At 30.0% G+C, this 19,130-nt stretch carries 19 protein-coding genes; 4 read left to right on the top strand and 15 right to left on the bottom strand.

The features are described from left to right. Positions 1-23 precede the first annotated feature (23 nt). Positions 24-443 carry a nuclear transport factor 2 family protein gene (locus tag ACOQN8_RS17975; RefSeq protein ID WP_420553751.1) on the top strand — a complete coding sequence of 140 codons (420 nt, stop codon included), beginning with the start codon at positions 24-26 and terminating at the stop codon, positions 441-443. Between the two features lie 47 nt (positions 444-490). Here ACOQN8_RS17975 and ACOQN8_RS17970 read toward each other — a convergent pair whose 3' ends face one another. The 7 genes from ACOQN8_RS17970 to ACOQN8_RS17940 all read right to left on the bottom strand — a co-directional run bounded on the left by ACOQN8_RS17970 (position 491) and on the right by ACOQN8_RS17940 (position 8,177). Beyond that, positions 491-1,351, bottom strand: coding sequence for a hypothetical protein (locus ACOQN8_RS17970; protein WP_420553750.1), 861 nt, complete (start codon positions 1,349-1,351; stop codon positions 491-493). 16 nt (positions 1,352-1,367) lie between these two features. Further along, complete coding sequence (locus ACOQN8_RS17965) at positions 1,368-2,570, bottom strand: Ig-like domain-containing protein (protein ID WP_420553749.1); 1,203 nt, start codon at positions 2,568-2,570, stop codon at positions 1,368-1,370. 124 nt (positions 2,571-2,694) lie between these two features. Beyond that, positions 2,695-4,332: a pyruvate dehydrogenase complex dihydrolipoamide acetyltransferase gene (locus ACOQN8_RS17960; protein ID WP_420553748.1), complete on the bottom strand. Its 1,638-nt coding sequence runs from the start codon at positions 4,330-4,332 to the stop codon at positions 2,695-2,697. Positions 4,333-4,339: 7 nt separating this feature from the next. Then, positions 4,340-5,335, bottom strand: a complete 996-nt coding sequence (gene pdhA / locus ACOQN8_RS17955) for a pyruvate dehydrogenase (acetyl-transferring) E1 component subunit alpha (RefSeq protein ID WP_150901470.1) — start codon at positions 5,333-5,335, stop codon at positions 4,340-4,342. Between the two features lie 142 nt (positions 5,336-5,477). Continuing rightward, positions 5,478-6,155, bottom strand: a complete 678-nt coding sequence (locus ACOQN8_RS17950; RefSeq protein ID WP_420553747.1) for a hypothetical protein — start codon at positions 6,153-6,155, stop codon at positions 5,478-5,480. A 67-nt stretch (positions 6,156-6,222) separates the two neighbouring features. Further along, positions 6,223-6,888, bottom strand: coding sequence for a M15 family metallopeptidase (locus ACOQN8_RS17945; protein WP_420553746.1), 666 nt, complete (start codon positions 6,886-6,888; stop codon positions 6,223-6,225). Positions 6,889-6,965: 77 nt separating this feature from the next. After that, on the bottom strand, positions 6,966-8,177 hold the full coding sequence (locus ACOQN8_RS17940) for a peroxiredoxin family protein (RefSeq protein ID WP_420553745.1): 1,212 nt from the start codon (positions 8,175-8,177) through the stop codon (positions 6,966-6,968). Positions 8,178-8,374: 197 nt separating this feature from the next. Between ACOQN8_RS17940 and ACOQN8_RS17935 the strand changes: the two genes are divergently transcribed. Further along, a complete protein-coding gene (locus ACOQN8_RS17935) occupies positions 8,375-8,815 on the top strand; it encodes a hypothetical protein (protein ID WP_420553744.1) in 441 nt (146 codons plus the stop codon). 78 nt (positions 8,816-8,893) lie between these two features. Here ACOQN8_RS17935 and ACOQN8_RS17930 read toward each other — a convergent pair whose 3' ends face one another. The 7 genes from ACOQN8_RS17930 to ACOQN8_RS17900 form a co-directional block, all read right to left on the bottom strand. Next, a complete protein-coding gene (locus tag ACOQN8_RS17930) occupies positions 8,894-11,122 on the bottom strand; it encodes a M1 family metallopeptidase (RefSeq protein WP_420553743.1) in 2,229 nt (742 codons plus the stop codon). Between the two features lie 165 nt (positions 11,123-11,287). Next, on the bottom strand, positions 11,288-13,399 hold the full coding sequence (locus tag ACOQN8_RS17925; RefSeq protein WP_420553742.1) for a M1 family metallopeptidase: 2,112 nt from the start codon (positions 13,397-13,399) through the stop codon (positions 11,288-11,290). 63 nt (positions 13,400-13,462) lie between these two features. After that, complete coding sequence (locus ACOQN8_RS17920; RefSeq protein ID WP_420553741.1) at positions 13,463-13,954, bottom strand: DUF6702 family protein; 492 nt, start codon at positions 13,952-13,954, stop codon at positions 13,463-13,465. Positions 13,955-13,984: 30 nt separating this feature from the next. Next, entirely contained in the window at positions 13,985-14,779 is a 795-nt protein-coding gene (locus ACOQN8_RS17915) for a peptidase associated/transthyretin-like domain-containing protein (RefSeq protein ID WP_420553740.1), read from the bottom strand. A gap of 125 nt (positions 14,780-14,904) precedes the next feature. Next, a complete protein-coding gene (locus ACOQN8_RS17910; RefSeq protein ID WP_420553739.1) occupies positions 14,905-15,708 on the bottom strand; it encodes a carboxypeptidase-like regulatory domain-containing protein in 804 nt (267 codons plus the stop codon). Further along, the gene (locus ACOQN8_RS17905; RefSeq protein ID WP_420553738.1) at positions 15,705-16,520 is read right to left on the bottom strand and encodes a carboxypeptidase-like regulatory domain-containing protein; all 816 of its coding nucleotides are present in this window, start codon (positions 16,518-16,520) and stop codon (positions 15,705-15,707) included. The genes ACOQN8_RS17910 and ACOQN8_RS17905 overlap by 4 nt, the downstream gene beginning before the upstream one ends. 4 nt (positions 16,521-16,524) lie before the next feature. After that, the gene (locus tag ACOQN8_RS17900; protein WP_420553737.1) at positions 16,525-17,304 is read right to left on the bottom strand and encodes a peptidase associated/transthyretin-like domain-containing protein; all 780 of its coding nucleotides are present in this window, start codon (positions 17,302-17,304) and stop codon (positions 16,525-16,527) included. Between the two features lie 70 nt (positions 17,305-17,374). On the opposite strand from ACOQN8_RS17900, the gene pepE reads away from it, so the two are divergent. Further along, positions 17,375-18,073, top strand: a complete 699-nt coding sequence (gene pepE / locus ACOQN8_RS17895) for a dipeptidase PepE (RefSeq protein ID WP_420553736.1) — start codon at positions 17,375-17,377, stop codon at positions 18,071-18,073. Between the two features lie 51 nt (positions 18,074-18,124). Here the strand turns inward: pepE and ACOQN8_RS17890 are convergent, their stop codons facing one another. Beyond that, entirely contained in the window at positions 18,125-18,331 is a 207-nt protein-coding gene (locus tag ACOQN8_RS17890; protein ID WP_235275913.1) for a hypothetical protein, read from the bottom strand. Positions 18,332-18,536: 205 nt separating this feature from the next. Between ACOQN8_RS17890 and ACOQN8_RS17885 the strand changes: the two genes are divergently transcribed. Further along, the gene (locus ACOQN8_RS17885) at positions 18,537-19,091 is read left to right on the top strand and encodes a nucleotide exchange factor GrpE (RefSeq protein ID WP_420553735.1); all 555 of its coding nucleotides are present in this window, start codon (positions 18,537-18,539) and stop codon (positions 19,089-19,091) included. Positions 19,092-19,130 lie beyond the last annotated feature (39 nt).

Below are 19,130 nucleotides of genomic sequence, written 5' to 3'. Positions count from 1 at the left end.
AGTTTGAAGAAATATTTATAATTATGAAAAAAACAGCAACCTTATTAATAATAATTTTGGCTATTCAAACTGTTATAGGACAAACTGAAATAGAAAAGATAAATACAACCTTGTTAAATTATATTGAAGGAACTGCAAACGGAACACCAGAAAGAGTTCGTAAAGCTTTTGATGAAAATTTAAATTTATATCATATCAAAAACGATACTTTAGTAACATGGAAAGGAAAGAATTATGTAAATAATATAAAAGAAGGAAAAAAGAAAAATAGAATAGGACGTATTATTTCTGTAGATTATGAAAATGATGCGGCAATGGCTAAGGTTGAAATTTTAATGCCTAAATGGAAACGAATATATACAGATTATATGATGCTTTTAAAAATAAAAGGTGAATGGAAAATAGTACATAAATCATTTACTTATCGTAAGTATCCAGAATAAAAAAGCTCGCTATTAGCGAGCTTTTTTATGATAACTTAAGAATGTTCTTATTTTATATCTAAGAAAATTCCTGCAGTAAATGATGGATTTGCAGCAATAATTCTTCCTGAAAATGCCGAGTCAAAACCAGCAGAAACTCCTAGCTTATTTGTTATATAGTAAGCTCCTTCAAAACCAAAGCTTGTATACTCAACATTATTAGCAAAAATACTTCCATTACTATTAGCAGCATTTAACGTTCCATTTTTGAAAGATTTTACAAGGTTTAAACGAGTTATAATCCAAAATTTTCTATTGAATAAGTTAAGACCAGCTTCTAAACCTCCTCTAAATTCGTCAGAAAAACCTTTAGATCTGTTGTTGTATCCAATATGCGTTTTTGCATAGAAAGGTAAACCATTGAATGCTGTAGAATAACCTAATGAAGTAGATAAATATTGATTGAATTCTCCATCTCCTGTTTGGTAACTTCCATCACTACCACCAGAATCATCACCAGTTGGTAATCCTAAAAGTAACTTTACATCTGCAGCCCATTTTCCTTTTTTGTAAAAAGCATATCTAGCACCAAAGTCTACATCACCAAAAGAATTAAAAGACTCTCCATTTTGAATTATATTGTTGTTTGTTCCAGAAACCTGATTGTTTTGCGCAGCTCTTGAAAAGAAAGGCACATAAGCAATAAGGTCTATTTTATTTGTAAGTCCATACTCTGCATAAACACTAGTATTAAATTGTGTTCTTGTTACGTTTGGATCAATGGCACCAGTATTTGTATAATGCTGATCAGATTTTAAATACCATGCAGATAATTTATAATAACCTTTTCCTTTTCCTTTAGACCATTGTGCAAATAAAGAATTTGAGCAAGTAATTATTAAGCCTAATAATATGATATATTTTTTCATTTCTATGTATTCTAAATTATTTAATTTCTGCATCACCGACTTTTACACTAAAAGGTTTACACCAGTATAATAAGTGGTTAAAGTCATCTATTCCAGTGTCTTTAATTATATAGTTGTGAGCTCCACTAAATACTGCGACTTTTTGAATTTGTTTAGCATTTCCTATATTACTAGGGTTATTTGTCATGTATAAATATAAACCTGGTAATGATGTTGAAGCATTATAATCAGCATTAATACTTAACTCTAAATCGTTGGTTCCAGGAATTTCTTTTAATGTAAAAGTTCCTGATAAAGCATAACTACTAGTAGTTTTAATTGTTCCAGATTTTTCTTTTGGAGCACTTCCTTTGATAGTTATACTACTTTGATCTGTTGTTGTATTTCCGTTTACAATTACACTAGCAGTGATAGTAACAGTTCCAATAGAATTAGCAGTAACTAAACCAGTAGAAGAAACACTAGCTATGTTTGAATCTGAACTTGACCAAGTTATTTGTGGAGTTTGTACTTGACCAGTTTGATCAGTATATGTAGTAGTATATTGGTGTGTTTGATTAGTGTCAGCATCTAATTCAGTAACAGGGTTGTTAATTGTTAACCTTTCTGCTACACCAACTACGGTTAATACATCTTCTGTAGAAATAGCATTCCCATTTATAGTAACTGTAGCAGTAATGGTTGCATCACCTAAAGCTACAGCAGTAATTAAACCACTACTTGAAACTGATAAAATGGCTGAATTAGAACTTGACCAAGTTACTGGATGCGTTTCGTTTTCACCTAAATCGTTTGTATAGGTTGTTGTGTATTGATGTGTTGTATTTATGGTTAAATTCTGTAATAAATTATCAATCTCTATTTTAGGTTGGGCTTTAACAACAGTAATTTCATTTTCATTAGTAACTACTTTACCTTCAGAAGTTGTTACAGAAGCTGTAATTGTTGAAGTACCAATTTTTAAAGCAGTAATTAAACCTGAGTTAGAGACTGATATAATATCAGGGTTTGAAGTTGTCCAAGTAATGCTAGGGGTTTGTACTTCTCCAACATTATCTGTGTATTTGGTATTGTATTGAAAAGTGCCTTTAATGGTAAGTTCTTGAATAGACGTGCTAAATGCTAGTTTTTCATCAACTCTATCGTCTATAATATCATTTTGAACACAACTTTGTAGTATTATTATTGATAGTACTAGTAAGATTCGTAAATGTTTCATTTAATTTTTTTTGATGGGTTGTTTAACCCTCAGTTCGTCGAAAAAAAAATGATACATTACATATAAAAATAAAAAACTCGGAATTTTACATCCCGAGTTTTTTAATTATGATATCTGAAAAACGTTACGCTAACATGGTAACAGGGTTTTCTAAATATGTTTTTAATGTTTGTAAGAATTGAGCTCCTACAGCACCATCAACAGTTCTATGATCACAAGCTAAAGTTAACTTCATTGTGTTACCAACCACAATTTGACCATTTTTAACTACAGGTTTTTCAACAATAGCTCCAACAGATAAAATTGCTGAATTAGGTTGGTTAATAATAGAAGTAAAACTTTCAATACCAAACATTCCTAAGTTAGAAACTGTAAAAGTACTTCCTTGCATTTCATCTGGAGTTAATTTCTTGTTACGAGCTTTTCCAGCTAAATCACGAACTTGAATATCAATTTCGTTTATATTCATGTGATCTGTATGTCTTAAAACAGGAACTACTAATCCGTCAGGAACCGCTACAGCAACACCTATGTTAATGTGTTGGTTGTATACAGTAACATCATCTTTCCAAATTGTGTTAACTTGTGGGTGTCTACGTAATGCCATAGCACAAGCTTTTACAACCATATCATTGAATGATACTTTTGTATCAGGCATTTGGTTGATGATTTTTCTTGAAGCAATAGCATTATCCATATCTACTTCAATGTTTAAGTAGAAGTGAGGAGCAGAGAACTTAGAGTTACCTAAAGCTTTTGCAATTGCTTTACGCATTTGAGAATTCTTAACTTCAGAAGTGCTCTCTTCACCAGCAATAGCAAAATTAGTTACTGCAGCTGGAGTAGAAGGAGTGCTAGTAGTTGCAGTAGCTTCAACTTTGGCAACAGGAGTAAAGTTTTCAACATCTTTCTTAACGATACGTCCGTTTTCTCCAGAACCTTTAATATCGGCTAAATTGTAACCTTTATCTTTTGCTATCTTTTTAGCTAAAGGAGAAGCAAAGATTCTTCCTCCACTTGTATTAGTGTTTGTTACTTCGGCAGTTGTTTTAGGAGCTTCAGAAGCTTTTTCTTCAACTTTAGGAGCTTCCTCTTTACTAGGAGCAGCTGCATCTGCACTTGTTAAAGCACCAGATTTATGAGCTTCTAATAGAGAAGAAACGTCAGTTCCGGTAGCTCCAATAATAGCTAATAAGCTATCAACTGGTGCGCTTTCTCCCTCGTTTACACCAATGTGTAATAAAGTTCCTTCGTGGAAAGATTCAAATTCCATAGTAGCTTTATCCGTTTCGATTTCTGCTAAAATGTCTCCTTCCTCAATTGTATCTCCTACATTCTTTAACCAAGAAGCAACAGTACCTTCAGTCATAGTATCACTTAAACGAGGCATTGTTATTACTTGTACTCCTTCAGGAATAGCTACTGCAGTACTTTCAGTTTTAGTTTCAGTAGTTGCTTTTGGAGCTTCTTCTTTTGTTTCAGTTGGAGCTGAACCTCCATTTAATAAAGCAGAAATATCTTCACCTTCTTCACCAATAATAGCAAGTAAAGTATCAACAGGAGAAGTTTCGCCTTCTTGTACTCCAATATGTAATAAAGTACCTTCATGGAAAGATTCGAATTCCATAGTAGCTTTATCCGTTTCGATTTCTGCTAAAATATCACCTTCCTCAACTTTATCACCTACATTTTTTAACCAAGAAGCAACAACTCCTTCTTCCATCGTATCGCTTAAGCGAGGCATATTTATAATTGTAGCCATAGGTCTTTTACTTAGATTTTATAAATGGGTAATCTTCTTGTTCGTATACCATATCGTGTAATTGGTTTAATTCTGGATATGGAGAATCTTCAGCAAATTGCTCACATTCTTTAACTAAATCTTTTACCTCTTTATTTATAGCTTCGATTTCTTCATCTGAAGCATAATTATTTTCTTTTATAATGTCTAATACTTGTGTAATAGGGTCTATTTTCTTGTACTCTTCAACTTCGTCTTTAGTACGATAGTGTTGAGCATCAGACATAGAGTGTCCTCTATAACGGTATGTTTTCATTTCTAAGAAAGTTGGTCCTTCACCACGACGAGCTCTTTGGATAGCTTCGTCTACAGCTTCAGCAACTTTAATAGGATTCATTCCGTCAACAGGTCCACAAGGCATTTCATAACCTAAACCTAATTTCCAAATATCAGTATGATTTGCAGTTCTTTCTACAGAAGTTCCCATTGCATACCCATTGTTTTCAACAATAAATATAACCGGTAACTTCCAGTTCATTGCCATATTGAATGTTTCGTGTAATGAACCTTGACGAGCTGCTCCATCACCAAAATAACAAAGTGTTACAGCATCATTACCTTTGTATTTGTCTCCAAAAGCGATTCCAGCCCCTAATGGAATTTGACCACCAACAATACCGTGACCACCATAAAAACGAAATTCTTTTGAAAAAATGTGCATTGAACCTCCCATACCATGAGATGTTCCTGTAGCTTTACCATATAACTCGGCCATAACTCGTTTAGGATCTTCACCCATACCTATTGGCTGTACGTGATTACGGTATGCAGTAATCATTTTATCTTTAGTTAAGTCCATTGCATGTAATGAACCTGCTAAAACAGCCTCTTGACCGTTATATAAGTGTAAAAAACCTCTTACTTTTTGTTGAATGTAAACAGCTGCTAGTTTATCTTCAAACTTTCTCCAAAATAGCATGTCTCTATACCAATTGATATAGGTTTCTTTGGTGATTTTATTCATTATATATTAGTTGTTTATTTAACGTTTGTTTGTTTTACTTCTTATAAAACGTAACTACAAAAGTAAGTAGTTTTTGGTAATTTAAAAAAAGTTCTTATTAAAAGTTGCTGTAAGGTTTTCGTAGCGTTAAAATAGCTTGAAGTTATTCTTTTTCTTTTGCAATTATTATTGATGCTTTTGCACCTGTGGCTAAGTTCCATTGATTAGCAGAAATTAACATTCCTGCATCATTAAAAATTTTAAAACCAGCAGTGTTAGGACCTGAGGTTCCTTGATTAATAGCCAAAATTTCTATAGTATTTATACCTTCATCTAAAGGAAGATTAAATGATTGGTAACGTTGTTTTAGTACAATGTTACTAACCACAGGAATCCCATTAATAAAAATAGTTACTTTATCCCCATCTGGATATTGAAAATCTCTACATATAATATTAACACTTTTAGATTTTGTGCTAAAACTTCCTAAGTCTTGATCAATAACTGGGTACTGATACATTCCATTTATTTTTTGGAAGGCTTTTAAATATTGTTCTTCAGCAATTTTAGCTTTTGTTAAGATTCCTTTATTTTCAAAATCCCTTTCAGCTTGTTTCTTTTTTAATTCTTTTTGTTGTTTTGTATGTGCAGTTTTAAAACCGTTGTTGTTTTTGAAATCTAAAGATTTAGGTTTTTTAACTTCTTTGGCTGGTGCAACTTTAAACCCAAAGGAAGAAACTCCTTTTTTTTCACCACCAGAAGAGTTATCTAATTGAGCAAAACTATTAGTATGTATGGTAATTAGACCAAGAATGAATATAAAATGTATAGCTTTTTTCATATAACGTAAATCTAAGCAAATATAATGCCGATATTTTTTGTTTGTCTAAATAAAGCGTTAAAAATTACTACTTTACTGGGAATTTAAAATAAGTTTTAGGAAAAGGCTCTCCACGTAATGTAAAATGCCACCATTCATTAGTATAAGGTCTAAAACCGTTTTTTTTCATTAATCTTTGTAATAACTGTCGATTCTCTTTTTGCTTCTTTGTTAGTTTTGAATAAGTAATATGTGAAGAAATCCCAAAGAAATCATATGGACTACCCATGTCTAATTCTTCATTTGTTTTTGTGTTGACTATGGTTAAATCTACAGTACTACCTCTTGAATGTCCAGATTTAGAAGCGATATATCCTAATTTGAATAAGTGTCTTTTATTTATGCTAGGATAGTATTGTTGTTTCATCAAAGTATCATTAATTACTCGTGCCCATTTTACAAAATGATTTACAGCAGTTTGTGGACGATAAGCATCGAAAATTTTAAGACTCAATCCTTTTTTCTGTAATTCATCCTGAACTTTTTTCAAAGCATTAGCTGTTTGCGTTGTGGTAATAATTACATCTTTTTCATATCCATCTATCGGTTTTCCTATAAAATTATTACTAGAACAATATCTAAGCTCTTTTTTTATAGAAGGAGCTATGTTTTTTAGGTATGTAAAACCTTTAGGTAAATCTTGTGCTTGTGTAGCAAGCGATAAACATAATATTAAATAAAAAATCCATTTCATAGGGTAAAAGTAATGATTTTAAACTTTGATAGTATTAGTGAGGGATCATTAAAAAATAATCTAAAAATTACAAGATGTTATTCTTTTAATAAAGTATTTACAAAGTGTTTAAACTCATTTTTAAAATCGATATATTTTTTTCCTGTTGCAGGACCATTAAACCCTGTATGTATTTTTCGAACCATTCCTTTTTTATCTATAAATATTGTGGTAGGGTATGAGAGAATATGATTTAACATTGGTAGTTTATTTGCAGCTTCTTTTTTGTCCGAACCTCCATATTGTGCTAATAGTATTGGATATGTAATGTTCAATCGTTTTTTTAGACGTTTAATTTTTTCAAAAGCTTTTTCTTGAGTCTTATCAGTTTCAAAAGCTAATGCTACAAATTTTAGATTTGTGTTTTTATTCTTCTTTAAATATTCAACATAATATTTACTTTCATCTAAACAGTTAGGGCACCATGTACCCATGATTTGCACAATTACAACTTTGTTTTGAAATTGCTTGTCTGAGTATGAAATTAATTCTCCATTTTCATTAGGGAAAGAAAAGTTGAAGTTTTTATAACCATCTTTTAAACTTGTTAAAGAATTTTCATCAGGTAATTCATAATTGTTATTTAGTTTGGCTATAAAAGGTTCTTTCCAGTGATTTCCTGAGTAAAAATTACCAACCATGCTTGAGTCGTTAACTTTAGCAGTGAATAAAAAAGCATGTGCTCCATCAAATGTGGAAAGTTTTAAAGAGTCACCATCTATAACACCTTCTAGATAACGATAATCACCAGTTGTAGTTCTAAAAGTACCTTTTACTTTATTTTTCTCTTGTGTAAATATTCCTTTGGCAATGTATTTATCGTTTTTATTATTTGGACTAAAAATGGTTTCCCATTTTCCTGTTATATTGTAATTAGGTTTGTTTTTTGAATCAAATCTTTTATCACTAGCTTCAGTAGAGAAAGGAACAATTCTGTTTAAACTAGGTTTTATAAAGTACCCATTTAGTTTTTTATTAGGGTGAATTTTTGCTGTAATATAACCTTCAAAAACTGGGGTTTGAATATAAACTGAATCGTTTTTGTAAGTAATTTCATCTACTTCTATAACTTCATCTGCATTATATATTTCGATTAAATTATTTTCTTTTACTTTAAAAATAAAAGGAAGTTTTTGTTTGTCCTGAACTTTTAAAATAGCTCTATAATTTCCTGTTTCTAATATATTGGAGTTAGGTTTATTGCATGAAAGAAAAGTTATAAAGCTTACAATAGAAAAAAAATATTTCATAAAATTTAAAAAGATTGATAGGTCTAAAGTACTGTTTTATTCTGTAAAAATGAGGTAGATAAGATGAAATGTTGAGACTCCATTTTATTGTAAAAGGATCTTTAAAAAAGAGAGGTATAATTTTTTATTTATTAAAACGTTCTTTTATTTAATTATAATCAAATATATTTAGATCGAACTTTAAACCCTTAAACTTTATGAAAAAACTATTTTTTTTAGCAACCTTATTTTTTTCTGTAATATCGTATTCCCAAATTGAATTTGTTGAATCAACAAAAGTTGATATTGTTGGGCAAGTAGAATTTGTATACTTAGAAAAAGTAGGAGATAATGAATCGTATAATTTATTTTATAAAAACATTAATAATCCAATAAATGAATATGTATTCTTTTCATTTAATAATACGGATAATGATGTAGAAAAATTACATCAAATTATGTTGAGAGGTTTTGAAGAAATGCCTAGAAATAAATTTCAAATAAAAGCTAATGGAGATGTAATTTTCTTTAAGTATGAAAGAGGAGATGATGGTGAAATGAGAATGCAGATTCAACAATATGTTAGTAGAGATCCAGATGTAATGACTGTTTCTAAATTTTTAACATTAAATGAAGTTAATAAATTATTTCAGAAATAATATTCTTAACTTTTTTACAAAACAAAAAACGCAGCTAATAAGCTGCGTTTTTAATATATAAACGATAGATAAAATATATTATCCTTTTACTTTATTTTTAAATTGATCAAACTTATTAGCTGTTTTCTTTGGCCAGCTATTGTTTGAAGTATCAGTATCAGCAGTCTCTAAGTCTGGATCAACAACGATACTTTTAACTTCTTTTTCAGAAGAAAATACTCTGTATACTTTATTATCGTTTTTCATCCATATTTGAGCAGGAAAAGTTTCACGTTTCTTAGTCCCGTCAGCATAAGTTAATTCTACAATAATAGGCATTACTAATCCACCTGGTTTTTCAAATTCTACCTGATACATGTATTTAGGTAAAGCTTTTAAGTTTGCTTTTTTATCAGCAGGTAATCCGTTAATGTAAGCTTCTACATCAGATGAATTAGCATCTTCTTTTTTAGTAGTTAAGAAAACTAACTTACCTAAACGTGCGAAATAATTTGGATATTGCTCTTGTAGTTTTTTAGTTCTTTCGTTAGGTTTGTCTGTTAAGTATAATGGTTTAACTTCCTTAATACCTATGTCGGTATAGTCAGTTGTATAAAACCATCCTCTCCAGAACCAGTCTAAATCCATACCAGAAGCGTCTTCCATTGTTCTGAAGAAATCTGCTGGAGTAGGGTGTTTAAACATCCATCTTTTAGCATAAGTTCTGAATGCATAGTCAAATAATTCAGGTCCCATAATTGTTTGACGTAACATATATAAACCAGCAGCTGGTTTAGTATAAGCATTAGGTCCGAAGTTTTTAACGTAGTCACCTTGAGCCATAATAGGAGTTAAGTTCTTTTGATCTAAACTCATATATCTTACAATGTCCTTAGGTAAGTTACCAGTATTAAAATTAGGATCGTAGTCTAATTCAGCTAAAATTTCAACAAAAGAGTTTAATCCTTCATCCATCCAAGTCCATTGACGCTCGTCAGAATTTACAATCATAGGGAAAAAGTTATGCCCAACCTCGTGCGTAATTACACCAATCATTCCGTTCTTAACTCTATCAGAATAAGTTCCATCAGGGTTAGGACGTCCATAATTAAAGCAAATCATTGGGTACTCCATTCCTTGATTTTTAGCATGTACAGAAACAGCTTTAGAATAAGGATAGTCAAAAGTCATTTTAGAGTACTCTTCTAAAGTGTTTGCAACAACTCTTGTTGAATGCTCTTCCCATAAAGGGTTTCCTTCTTTTGGATATAATGAAACAGCCATAACGTTTTTACCGTTAATATTAACAGCCATAGCATCCCAGATATATTTTCTTGATGATGCAAAAGCATAATCACGAACATTTTTAGCTTTAAAGTGCCAAGTTTTAGTTTTTGTGGTGCCTTCCTTTTCGTTAGCTTCAGCTTCTTCTTGCGTTACTATAAAAACAGGATCTTTGTATGATTTTTTAGCTTTAGCCCAACGGTTACGTTGCTCTTTAGTTAAAACATCTTTTTCGTTTTGTAATTCTCCTGTAGCATCAACGATATGATCAGCAGGCACAGTTAACTTAACATCATAATCACCAAATTCTAAAGCCCATTCGCTACGTCCCCAAAATTGCATATTTTGCCATCCTTCTACATTATCATATACAGCTAAACGAGGGAAAAATTGAGCAATAGTATAGTTTTTGTTTCCGTCAGGAAATGATTCAAAACCAGAACGACCACCATCTTCAACAGAGTTGTTGATAAGGTAGTGCCATTTAATTCTAAATTTAAAAACTTCACCAGGAGCTAATGCTTTAGGTAAATTAATACGCATCATTGTGCGGTTAATAGTATGAGATAAATCTCTTCCGTTAAGATATTTTACAGCATCAATTTTATAACCAAAATCTTTTGGTTTTCCCATGTTTTTTGAAACAAAACCTTCTGGAGTTTGGAAACTACTAGCTCCTTCAGATTTTGCTAATGGAGTTTTTGAATCTGGAGCACGCATGTTTTGATCTAATTGTACCCATAAATATTCTAAATGATCTTTAGAATTATTGTGATACGTAATAGTTTCATCTCCATATAAAGTATTATTAGCTTCATCTAAACGCAAGTCCATTACATAATCCACTTTTTGTTGTGTGTATGCATGTCCGGGAGCACCAGAAGCAGTACGCTGATCGTTAGGTGTAGCCAATACATCTTTTAATTGACGAAACTTATTTTGATCAGTATGACCCTTTTGAGGCTCCTTTTTATTTGTTTCTTGTGCAAATAAAGAAGCGGAAACAAAAAGAGCCGAAAATAGTAACGTAGAATATTTTCTCATTGTTTGTTTTGATTGATTTTTATAAAAATATGTGCGGAAAGTTACTGAATTTTGATTGCTAGTAAGGAAATTTTGTAAAAACTTTAACACTCGGTTTTTGTTAGAGTAAAAAATGAAATAAAAAAGCGACATTATTAATAATGTCGCTTTTAAAATGTTTTGGTTTTAACCTTTTATTTTATTTTTAAACTTTTCAAATTTATTAACCGATTTTTTAGGCCAACTATTATTAGAGGTATCTATGTCTGCGGTTTCTAAATTAGGATCTATAGTTATACTTTTTAATTCCTTGTCTGATGAAAACACTTTGCTAATTTCTTTATCATTAAATCTCCAAATTTCAGCTGGGTATGTTTTCTTTTCTTTTGTTCCATCTTTATAGGTAAACTCAACAATAATAGGCATTACTAGTCCTCCCGGTTTATTATAGGTGATTTCGTAATAATATTTACTGTGCTTTTTAGAAAAATTTAATCCTTCAGTAGTGTCTTCATTAAAATTAACAGAGTTATCTTTATTTTTAGAGGTATAAAACTTTTTAACTCCTTTTATTCCAATATCATTTACATCAGTAGTATAGAACCATCCTCTCCAAAACCAATCTAGATCCATTGCAGAAGCATCTTCCATTGATCTAAAAAAATCAGCAGGAGTAGGGTGTTTGAATTTCCATCTTTTTGCATAGGTTTTAAAAGCATGGTCAAATAACTCATGTCCCATAATAGTTTCTCTTAAAATCCATAATGCGGTAGCGGGTTTACCATAAGCGTTGTTTCCAAATTCATAAACATGATCTCCTTTAGACATTATAGGAGCAATTTTAGATTGATCTCCTGCCATATATTTTACTATATTTTTAGGATAACCTCTTGTTATAGGAAAGTTCTTGTCGTAATCTAGTTCAGCTAATATTTCCATAAAAGAATTTAAACCCTCATCCATCCAAGTCCATTGACGTTCATCAGAATTTACAATCATAGGAAAGAAATTATGACCAACTTCATGGATCGTAACCTTAATCATTCTGTACTTTGTTCTATCAGAATAGGTTCCGTCAGGATTTGGTCTTCCAGGATTGAAACAAATTTGAGGGTATTCCATTCCCATTTGTCCATCAACAGAAATTGCTTTGTGGTATGGATAATCAAAAGTATATCTAGAATATGTTTTTAATGTTTGTGCAACTGCTCTTGTTGAGTGCTCTCCATATAGAGGGTTAGCTTCTTTAGAGTATAAAGATTCTGCCATTACAGTTTTTCCATTTATATCAACAGCCATAGCATCGAAAATAAATTTTCGTGACGTTGCAAAAGCATAATCTCTAACATTAGTTGCTTTAAATTTCCATGTTTTTGTTTTTTTAGAGCGACCTTGTTCAATCTTTTCAGCTTCTTTTTGAGTTCTGATAATAACAGGATTGTCAAAAGTTTTTCTAGCTTTCTCAAAACGTTTTAATTCAGTTTTAGAAAAAACTTCTTTTCTGTTTTGTAAAACTCCTGTGGCGCCAAGCATATGATCCGCAGGTACAGTAATATTTACATTAAAATCTCCAAACTCTAGAGCAAATTCACTACGCCCCCAAAATTGATCATTTTGCCAACCTTCTACATTATCATAAACACACATTCTTGGGTAAAACTGAGCGATAACATAGTTGTTGTTTCCATCTTTAGGAAAGTGTTCGTAACCAGATCTTCCACCTTGAGTCCTGTGGTTATTTATATTGTACCACCAAGAAATATTGAATTTAAATGTTTCTCCAGAAGCAAGAGGTTTTGGTAAATTAATACGCATCATTGTTTGGTTAATGGTATGAGATAAATCACTTCCATCAACATTTGTTACGCTTGTAATTTTAAATCCACCATCAAAAGGTTTATCTGGGAAAGCTCTATCAAATCCTTTTTTGCTTAATGTTTTTCTAATTTTACCAGAACTTATATCTGGAGTTTTAGAGTTCGCTGCACGCATATTTTGGTCTAATTGAACCCATAAATAAGCCAATTCATCTACAGAATTATTATGATATGTAATTGTTTCATTACCTGTTATTTGTTGTTTGTCATCATTTAAAATGATGTCCATATTATAATCAACTTTTTGTTGAGTATATTCCTTTCCAGGAGCACCAGAAGCGGTATGTTGATTATTTGGGGTTGCTAAAACATCTTTTAATTGCCTAAACTTATTTTGATTTGTGTGTCCTTGTTTTGTTTGTGCAACTATAGTTGTTGAAACAAATAAAATAGAAAGCACTAACGAAGTTATTTTCTTCATGAGTTTTTGTTTGTTTAATTGTGGTTGAATTTAATAAATAGCAGATGATTAGCTTGGTAAGTGTTAAAATTTTAACAAACCTTTATCGTTTTTTTTAGTTAAAAATAAACTTTTTCGTTCTTTTTTTATAGATGCTTTTATTAAATTTTGTTGATCAGGGAAGTATTTTATTAGTACATCATTACGAATTTCGATAGATTTTACTGAGGAAACATTTTCTATTTCCAAATAGAAGTAAACGATATTCCCGTCGTATTCTTTCCCTATAAAATTATAATCAAATTTTTGATTATTAATAAGAATTTTAAAATGGTCTTTTAAATATTTAAAAAAATATTCATCAGAATTTTTTAATTCTTTTTTGGTAGATAATTGCAAATCTATATTGAAATCTTGATTAATAGCTGTTTCAATATCATCCATAAAAACATTCATAATCATTTGAACAGATTGAGTTTCTTCTTTATATTCAATTTCTGTTAAAGCGATGTAATATTTGTGAACTGAAAAAGATAATAGTGGTACTATTAATAAAGCAATGAACAGTTTTTTCATACTTCGTTAAAAATCAATTATTGCGCCAAATTAGTGTTTTTCGATAAGTTTAAGATAACTTAGATGTTCTTTTCTAAAGATATTTATAATTTTTAACATTTCATTTTCGCTGTAAAGATTTTCAATGCCTAATGGTGTGCAGTATTCAAGAAAGTGATAATATTTGTCAACAGGTACTTTTAATTCTACAAAAAAGAAGTCTTCACCCAACTCACTTAAAAGTTTAGAAGGTAAGCTTTCTTTTAAAGCCAATTCTTTTCGAAGTTTTTTAATTTTACCTATTTGTCCAAAAGGAATTACAGTTGTTGTACCGAAACCTTCAAAAGCAGTAGTAGGGTCAGTTCTAACTATATTAGGCTTTACATTAGTATTTATACGATCCGCTGAATTGTTTGTGTATTCTATTTTAGAGAAAGTACTAGCTTTTTTTGCAAGTTCTAACTTAGGGTTTTGTTTTACTTTTTCTAAATCACTAGTAAGTGAACCAGAAAGTTCATTGTTATTAAGTAAAACTTCGTCTAGTTCATACACTTGTTTTTCTAAAGTGGTCCTTTTCCTGTACACATTAAAATCATTAGGAGTAAGTTTTTCGAATATAGTTTTATAACCTATTGAAGAGAAGCGAATTGAATCACTTGGTTTTGCGAAAATTCGATATTCTCCTTTTTTATTTGAAAATGTAGCTTGACTAGTTGTAAAATTAACAATATGGGCATTTTCTAAAACTCCATTTTCGTTGTAAATAATCCCAAACAATGTTTTTCGCTCTTCTTGGGAGAAAAGAAATTGAGAAAGTAACACTAAGAAAAGAAGTATTTTTTTCATGATAAATTATAATCAGGATACTTCTAAAGATACGAAAAAAATATGAAAATATCTAGGAATGAGTTTATATGAAAGTAGGAAATAGACTTTGTTCATGGTTTTTGACTACCAATTATTATGTAGAGTTAATTAGGATAGTCTGTATGATGAATTTTTTTAAAGCTTTCTGATTTAACCTTAAAAAACTGTATCAAATCAATTTCTCCAGAATAAAATATTGTATTAAAATTTTCATCACTACTACAATAATAGATGAACTTATAGATGTCCGATTCATTAATGCCAAATTCTTTGACAAAATGAATAGAATAAGTGTCTTTTATTTTTTTAACTTTAAACTCTAAAGCTTCTATATTCTTTAGCTTAGTAAGCTTTTTTATTCTTCCAGAAATACTATTAATTATATAATCTAAAGAGAAGGCATTAGCAAGTCCAAAAGTAAAAGGAGTACTACCTCCTTTAGCAGTTTGTAATTTTCTTTCAGCTGGAGTTAGAATTTTAGAACCAGCATAAGGAAGTTTTAGCGTTTTTGCATTTATCTCTTTCTCAGATTTAATATTCTTTCTATCAGTAGACAAATAACCTAATAAGTTGTTTTTGTTAAGATTTACTTCATCTAGTTCATAAGGGACTTTCTTTATATTGATAATGTTTTTTTGAATTCCGAAATGTGTGATTTTAACGTTAAGAACTTTAGTTTCATATCCTATATATGATATTTTTAAACTATCGTTAACTTTTGCTAAAATTCTAAATTCTCCATTGTCATTTGAGTATGTCCCTTGATTTGTGTTTAAATTTATAATATGTGCGTTTACTACATATCCAACTTTATCTTTTATTTCTGCATAAAGAAACTTTCTGGTTTCTTGAGATTGAATTTTTGAAAAAGAAATGCATAAGATAAAGAGGAGTATGAGTTTTTTCATTCTTGTAAATTTATACTTTTTAAATAAGGTATACTTTCTTGTTTTAGTATTTTTATTACATCAAATATTTTGCCATTTTTATATAGTTTTTCAATTCCCAACTGATTACAGTAATCTAAAAAATGATAGTACCTGTCTTTAGGGATTTTTAATTCTTTAAAGAAAAAATTAGGTGAAAGCTCTGATAAAAGTTTTTTAGGGAAACTCTCTTTGAAAGCAATTCTTTTTCTCATTTTTCTTTTTTCTAAAGAGTATTTGTCAGGACCAGAACTAAAACTTCCACCAACACCAGCAAATTTTGAAGTAGGATCAGTTACTTTTCTCATGTTAGGGGCTTTTGATCTATCAATTACATCAATAGGTAAAATAATACTTTCTTTAAAGTTAATCATTGAGAAGTCTACAGCTTTTGCAGATTTAACAATTCCTTGGTCTTTGGGTACTTGTTTAGAATCAATAGAAAGAACGCCTTTTAAATTGTGTTTTTTCAATACAACTTCATCTAGCTCATAATCTATTTTTTTTAATTTAATAGTGGTTTTTAACATGCCAAAATCATTAGCACTCACAGTAAAAATTTTTGTAGCGTATCCAATAAATGATATTTGTAGTGAGTCCTTTTTTTTAGCGAGAATTCTGAATTCACCAAAATCATTCGTAAAAGTACCTTGTTTAGTATTTAAATTAATAATGTGTGCATTGGCAATAGGATTAAAATTATCTTCAATACTAGCATATAAAAATTTTCTTTTTTCTTGAGCATAGTTTTGATATGTAATAATAAAAAGAAGGATAAGTAAAGGTTTATTCATAGGCTTATTTTTGAGTAAGTTTAGTGTGTTCTTTTTCTAATAGGTAAGGAGAGTTTTTACTGTTGTCTATTAATATAGAGGTTAGTTCTAGAAGTTTATCTTTTTTATATAGATTGATAATACCTCTTGAGATGCAATGCTCTAAAAACGAATTGATATTTTCTTTTTTAATCTTTAACTGCTGTACAAAGAATCCATCTGTAAAATATTTTCTTATTTTAGAGATATTTTCATCTTCAGATTTTACTTTTCGTAATATTTTTTCTCTTCTATTGTTTCCGTTAATGGAATTGATAAGTCCACTTAAACTAACAGAGACTCCTGATTTAATTTTTAGAGTTTTATCTTTTTCAGGTTTTTTACTATTAGCATAAGGAAGTTTTAAAGTTTTAGCATTAACAATAGGAGCGTTATTGGTTAAAATATCTTTATCTATATCAAAAATTCCTTTCTTTTTTTCTAAAACAACTTCGTCAAGTAAGTGATTTTTACTATCGATATAAACAGTGATTTTTGTAGCTTTTAAATCTTGATTACTAATGCTATATTCAGTGTATTCAATGTTTAAATGAGATGCAATAAGTATATCTCCTTTGTTAGCTAAAATTTCGAAATGTCCTTTTTCATCAGTAATAGTACCAATCGATAGTTTTTTATTTATTAAATGAACATCTTGAGTAGGAATACTGTCTACAAAAATATAACCAGAAATAATTTTAGGGTTATTTTGAGCTGTTGCATTAAAAGATAATATCGTGAAAAATAAAAGTAATAATCTTTTCATGTAACAAATAAAGTACCTAACCCTCTTAAAAATGTTTTAATAACATGGTAAATTTTTGTTAATTTGATTTATGAAGAAACTTATAATAGCAAGTACATCAACAGTTCACGGTAGTGGATATTTAGAATATATTTTACCAACACTTTCTAACTTTTTTAAAGGTATAGAGACAATTGTATTTATTCCGTATGCACGACCAGGAGGAATAAGTTATGATGAATATACAGCAATTGCTAGTAAAGCATTTGAAAAAATAAATAAGAAAGTAGTAGGAGTGCATCAATTTGAAAATCCTCAAGAAGGAATTCAAAAAGCGGAAGCAATTTTTACAGGAGGGGGGAATACTTTTGAGCTAGTAAATCAGATTTATAAAAACAATATTTTTTCTGATTTAAAGAAGGTAGTCGAAAAAGGAATACCGTATTTAGGAACAAGTGCAGGAAGTAATATATGTGGAGTAACAATGATGAATACTAATGATATGCCTATTGTATATCCGCCAAGTTTTAAAACATTAGAGTTTATACCGTTTAATATTAATGCGCATTATTTAGATCCTAATCCAGATTCTACTCATATGGGAGAAACTCGAGAAACACGAATTAGAGAATATCATATTTTTAATGAAACTAAGGTGTTAGGACTTAGAGAAGGAAGTTGGTTAGAAGTAAACGGAGAGTCTATAGTACTGAAAGGTAATTTATCGGCAAGGTTATTTCAGAAAGATAAAGAACCAATAGAAATAGCAAATAATAAAGAAATAAATTAGCATAAAAAAACCAGCTGTAAAGCTGGTTTTTATCTTGAAATAAGTTGTTTTTTATGATAAAGCACCTTCTTCATCACAAGTATAAACCTGAGGGCAAGCTATTAATTGGTGACAATAAAAAGGTCCAGTTACTCTTCCAGCGCAATCACAACCACATTTACGAATGTCTTGGTCGAAAGAGATTCCTCCAGTTAAGTTTTTTTGCTCTTTTCTAGTTAAAATTGTTGCTCCACTAATGTTTAATAAGTTTTTTTTCATAATTAATGAGGGACTTAAAGTTTATTTATAATTTTTCTAAAAGTAGAAATTATAAATGAAAAAAAGGTAATTTTTAAATAAAATTTTAAAATTCCCTATGTACAAAGGTTTAATATTTAAAATTACAAAATGTCATGTTGACATATTTTAATCTATTGGCAGTATTATTGCTCAAATAAAGAGAAAATAAAAGAGAAGATTTACAATGAGTAAAGATCAATATACTAAAGAAGACGAGTTAAAAGATAATATTGAAGCTGAAGCAAATCAAGAGGAAGTTATTGAAAATGAGGAGGCTGTTAAGAAAGAGGAACCAACTACAGAGGAGTTGATTCAAGCAGAGAAAGACAAATATTTACGTTTATTTGCAGAGTTTGAAAATTATAAAAAGAGAACTTCAAAAGAACGTATTGAGTTATTCAAAACGGCAAATCAAGAAGTAATGACAGTTTTACTGCCAATTTTGGATGATTTTGAAAGAGCGTTAACTCATATAGAAGACGATAAAGAAGCAGAAGAATTACGTAAAGGTGTATTGTTAATATATCAAAAGTTAGTTAAAACTTTAGAACAAAAAGGATTAACAGTAGTAGAAGTGAAGGCAGGAGATGATTTTGATGCAGAAGTACATCAGGCAATTACTCAAATACCAGCACCATCAGATGATTTAAAAGGAAAAATTATCGATTGTGTAGAAAAGGGATATAAATTAGGAGATAAAATTATCCGTCACCCAAAAGTGGTGGTTGGACAAGCGTAAACAAAATTACCAATTATCAGTTATCAATTGTTTTTGTTA

The sequence above is a fragment of the Tenacibaculum aiptasiae genome (assembly GCF_965221665.1).
Lineage (GTDB): Bacteria > Bacteroidota > Bacteroidia > Flavobacteriales > Flavobacteriaceae > Polaribacter > Polaribacter aiptasiae.
This window is presented reverse-complemented; position numbering and strand designations above follow the sequence as displayed.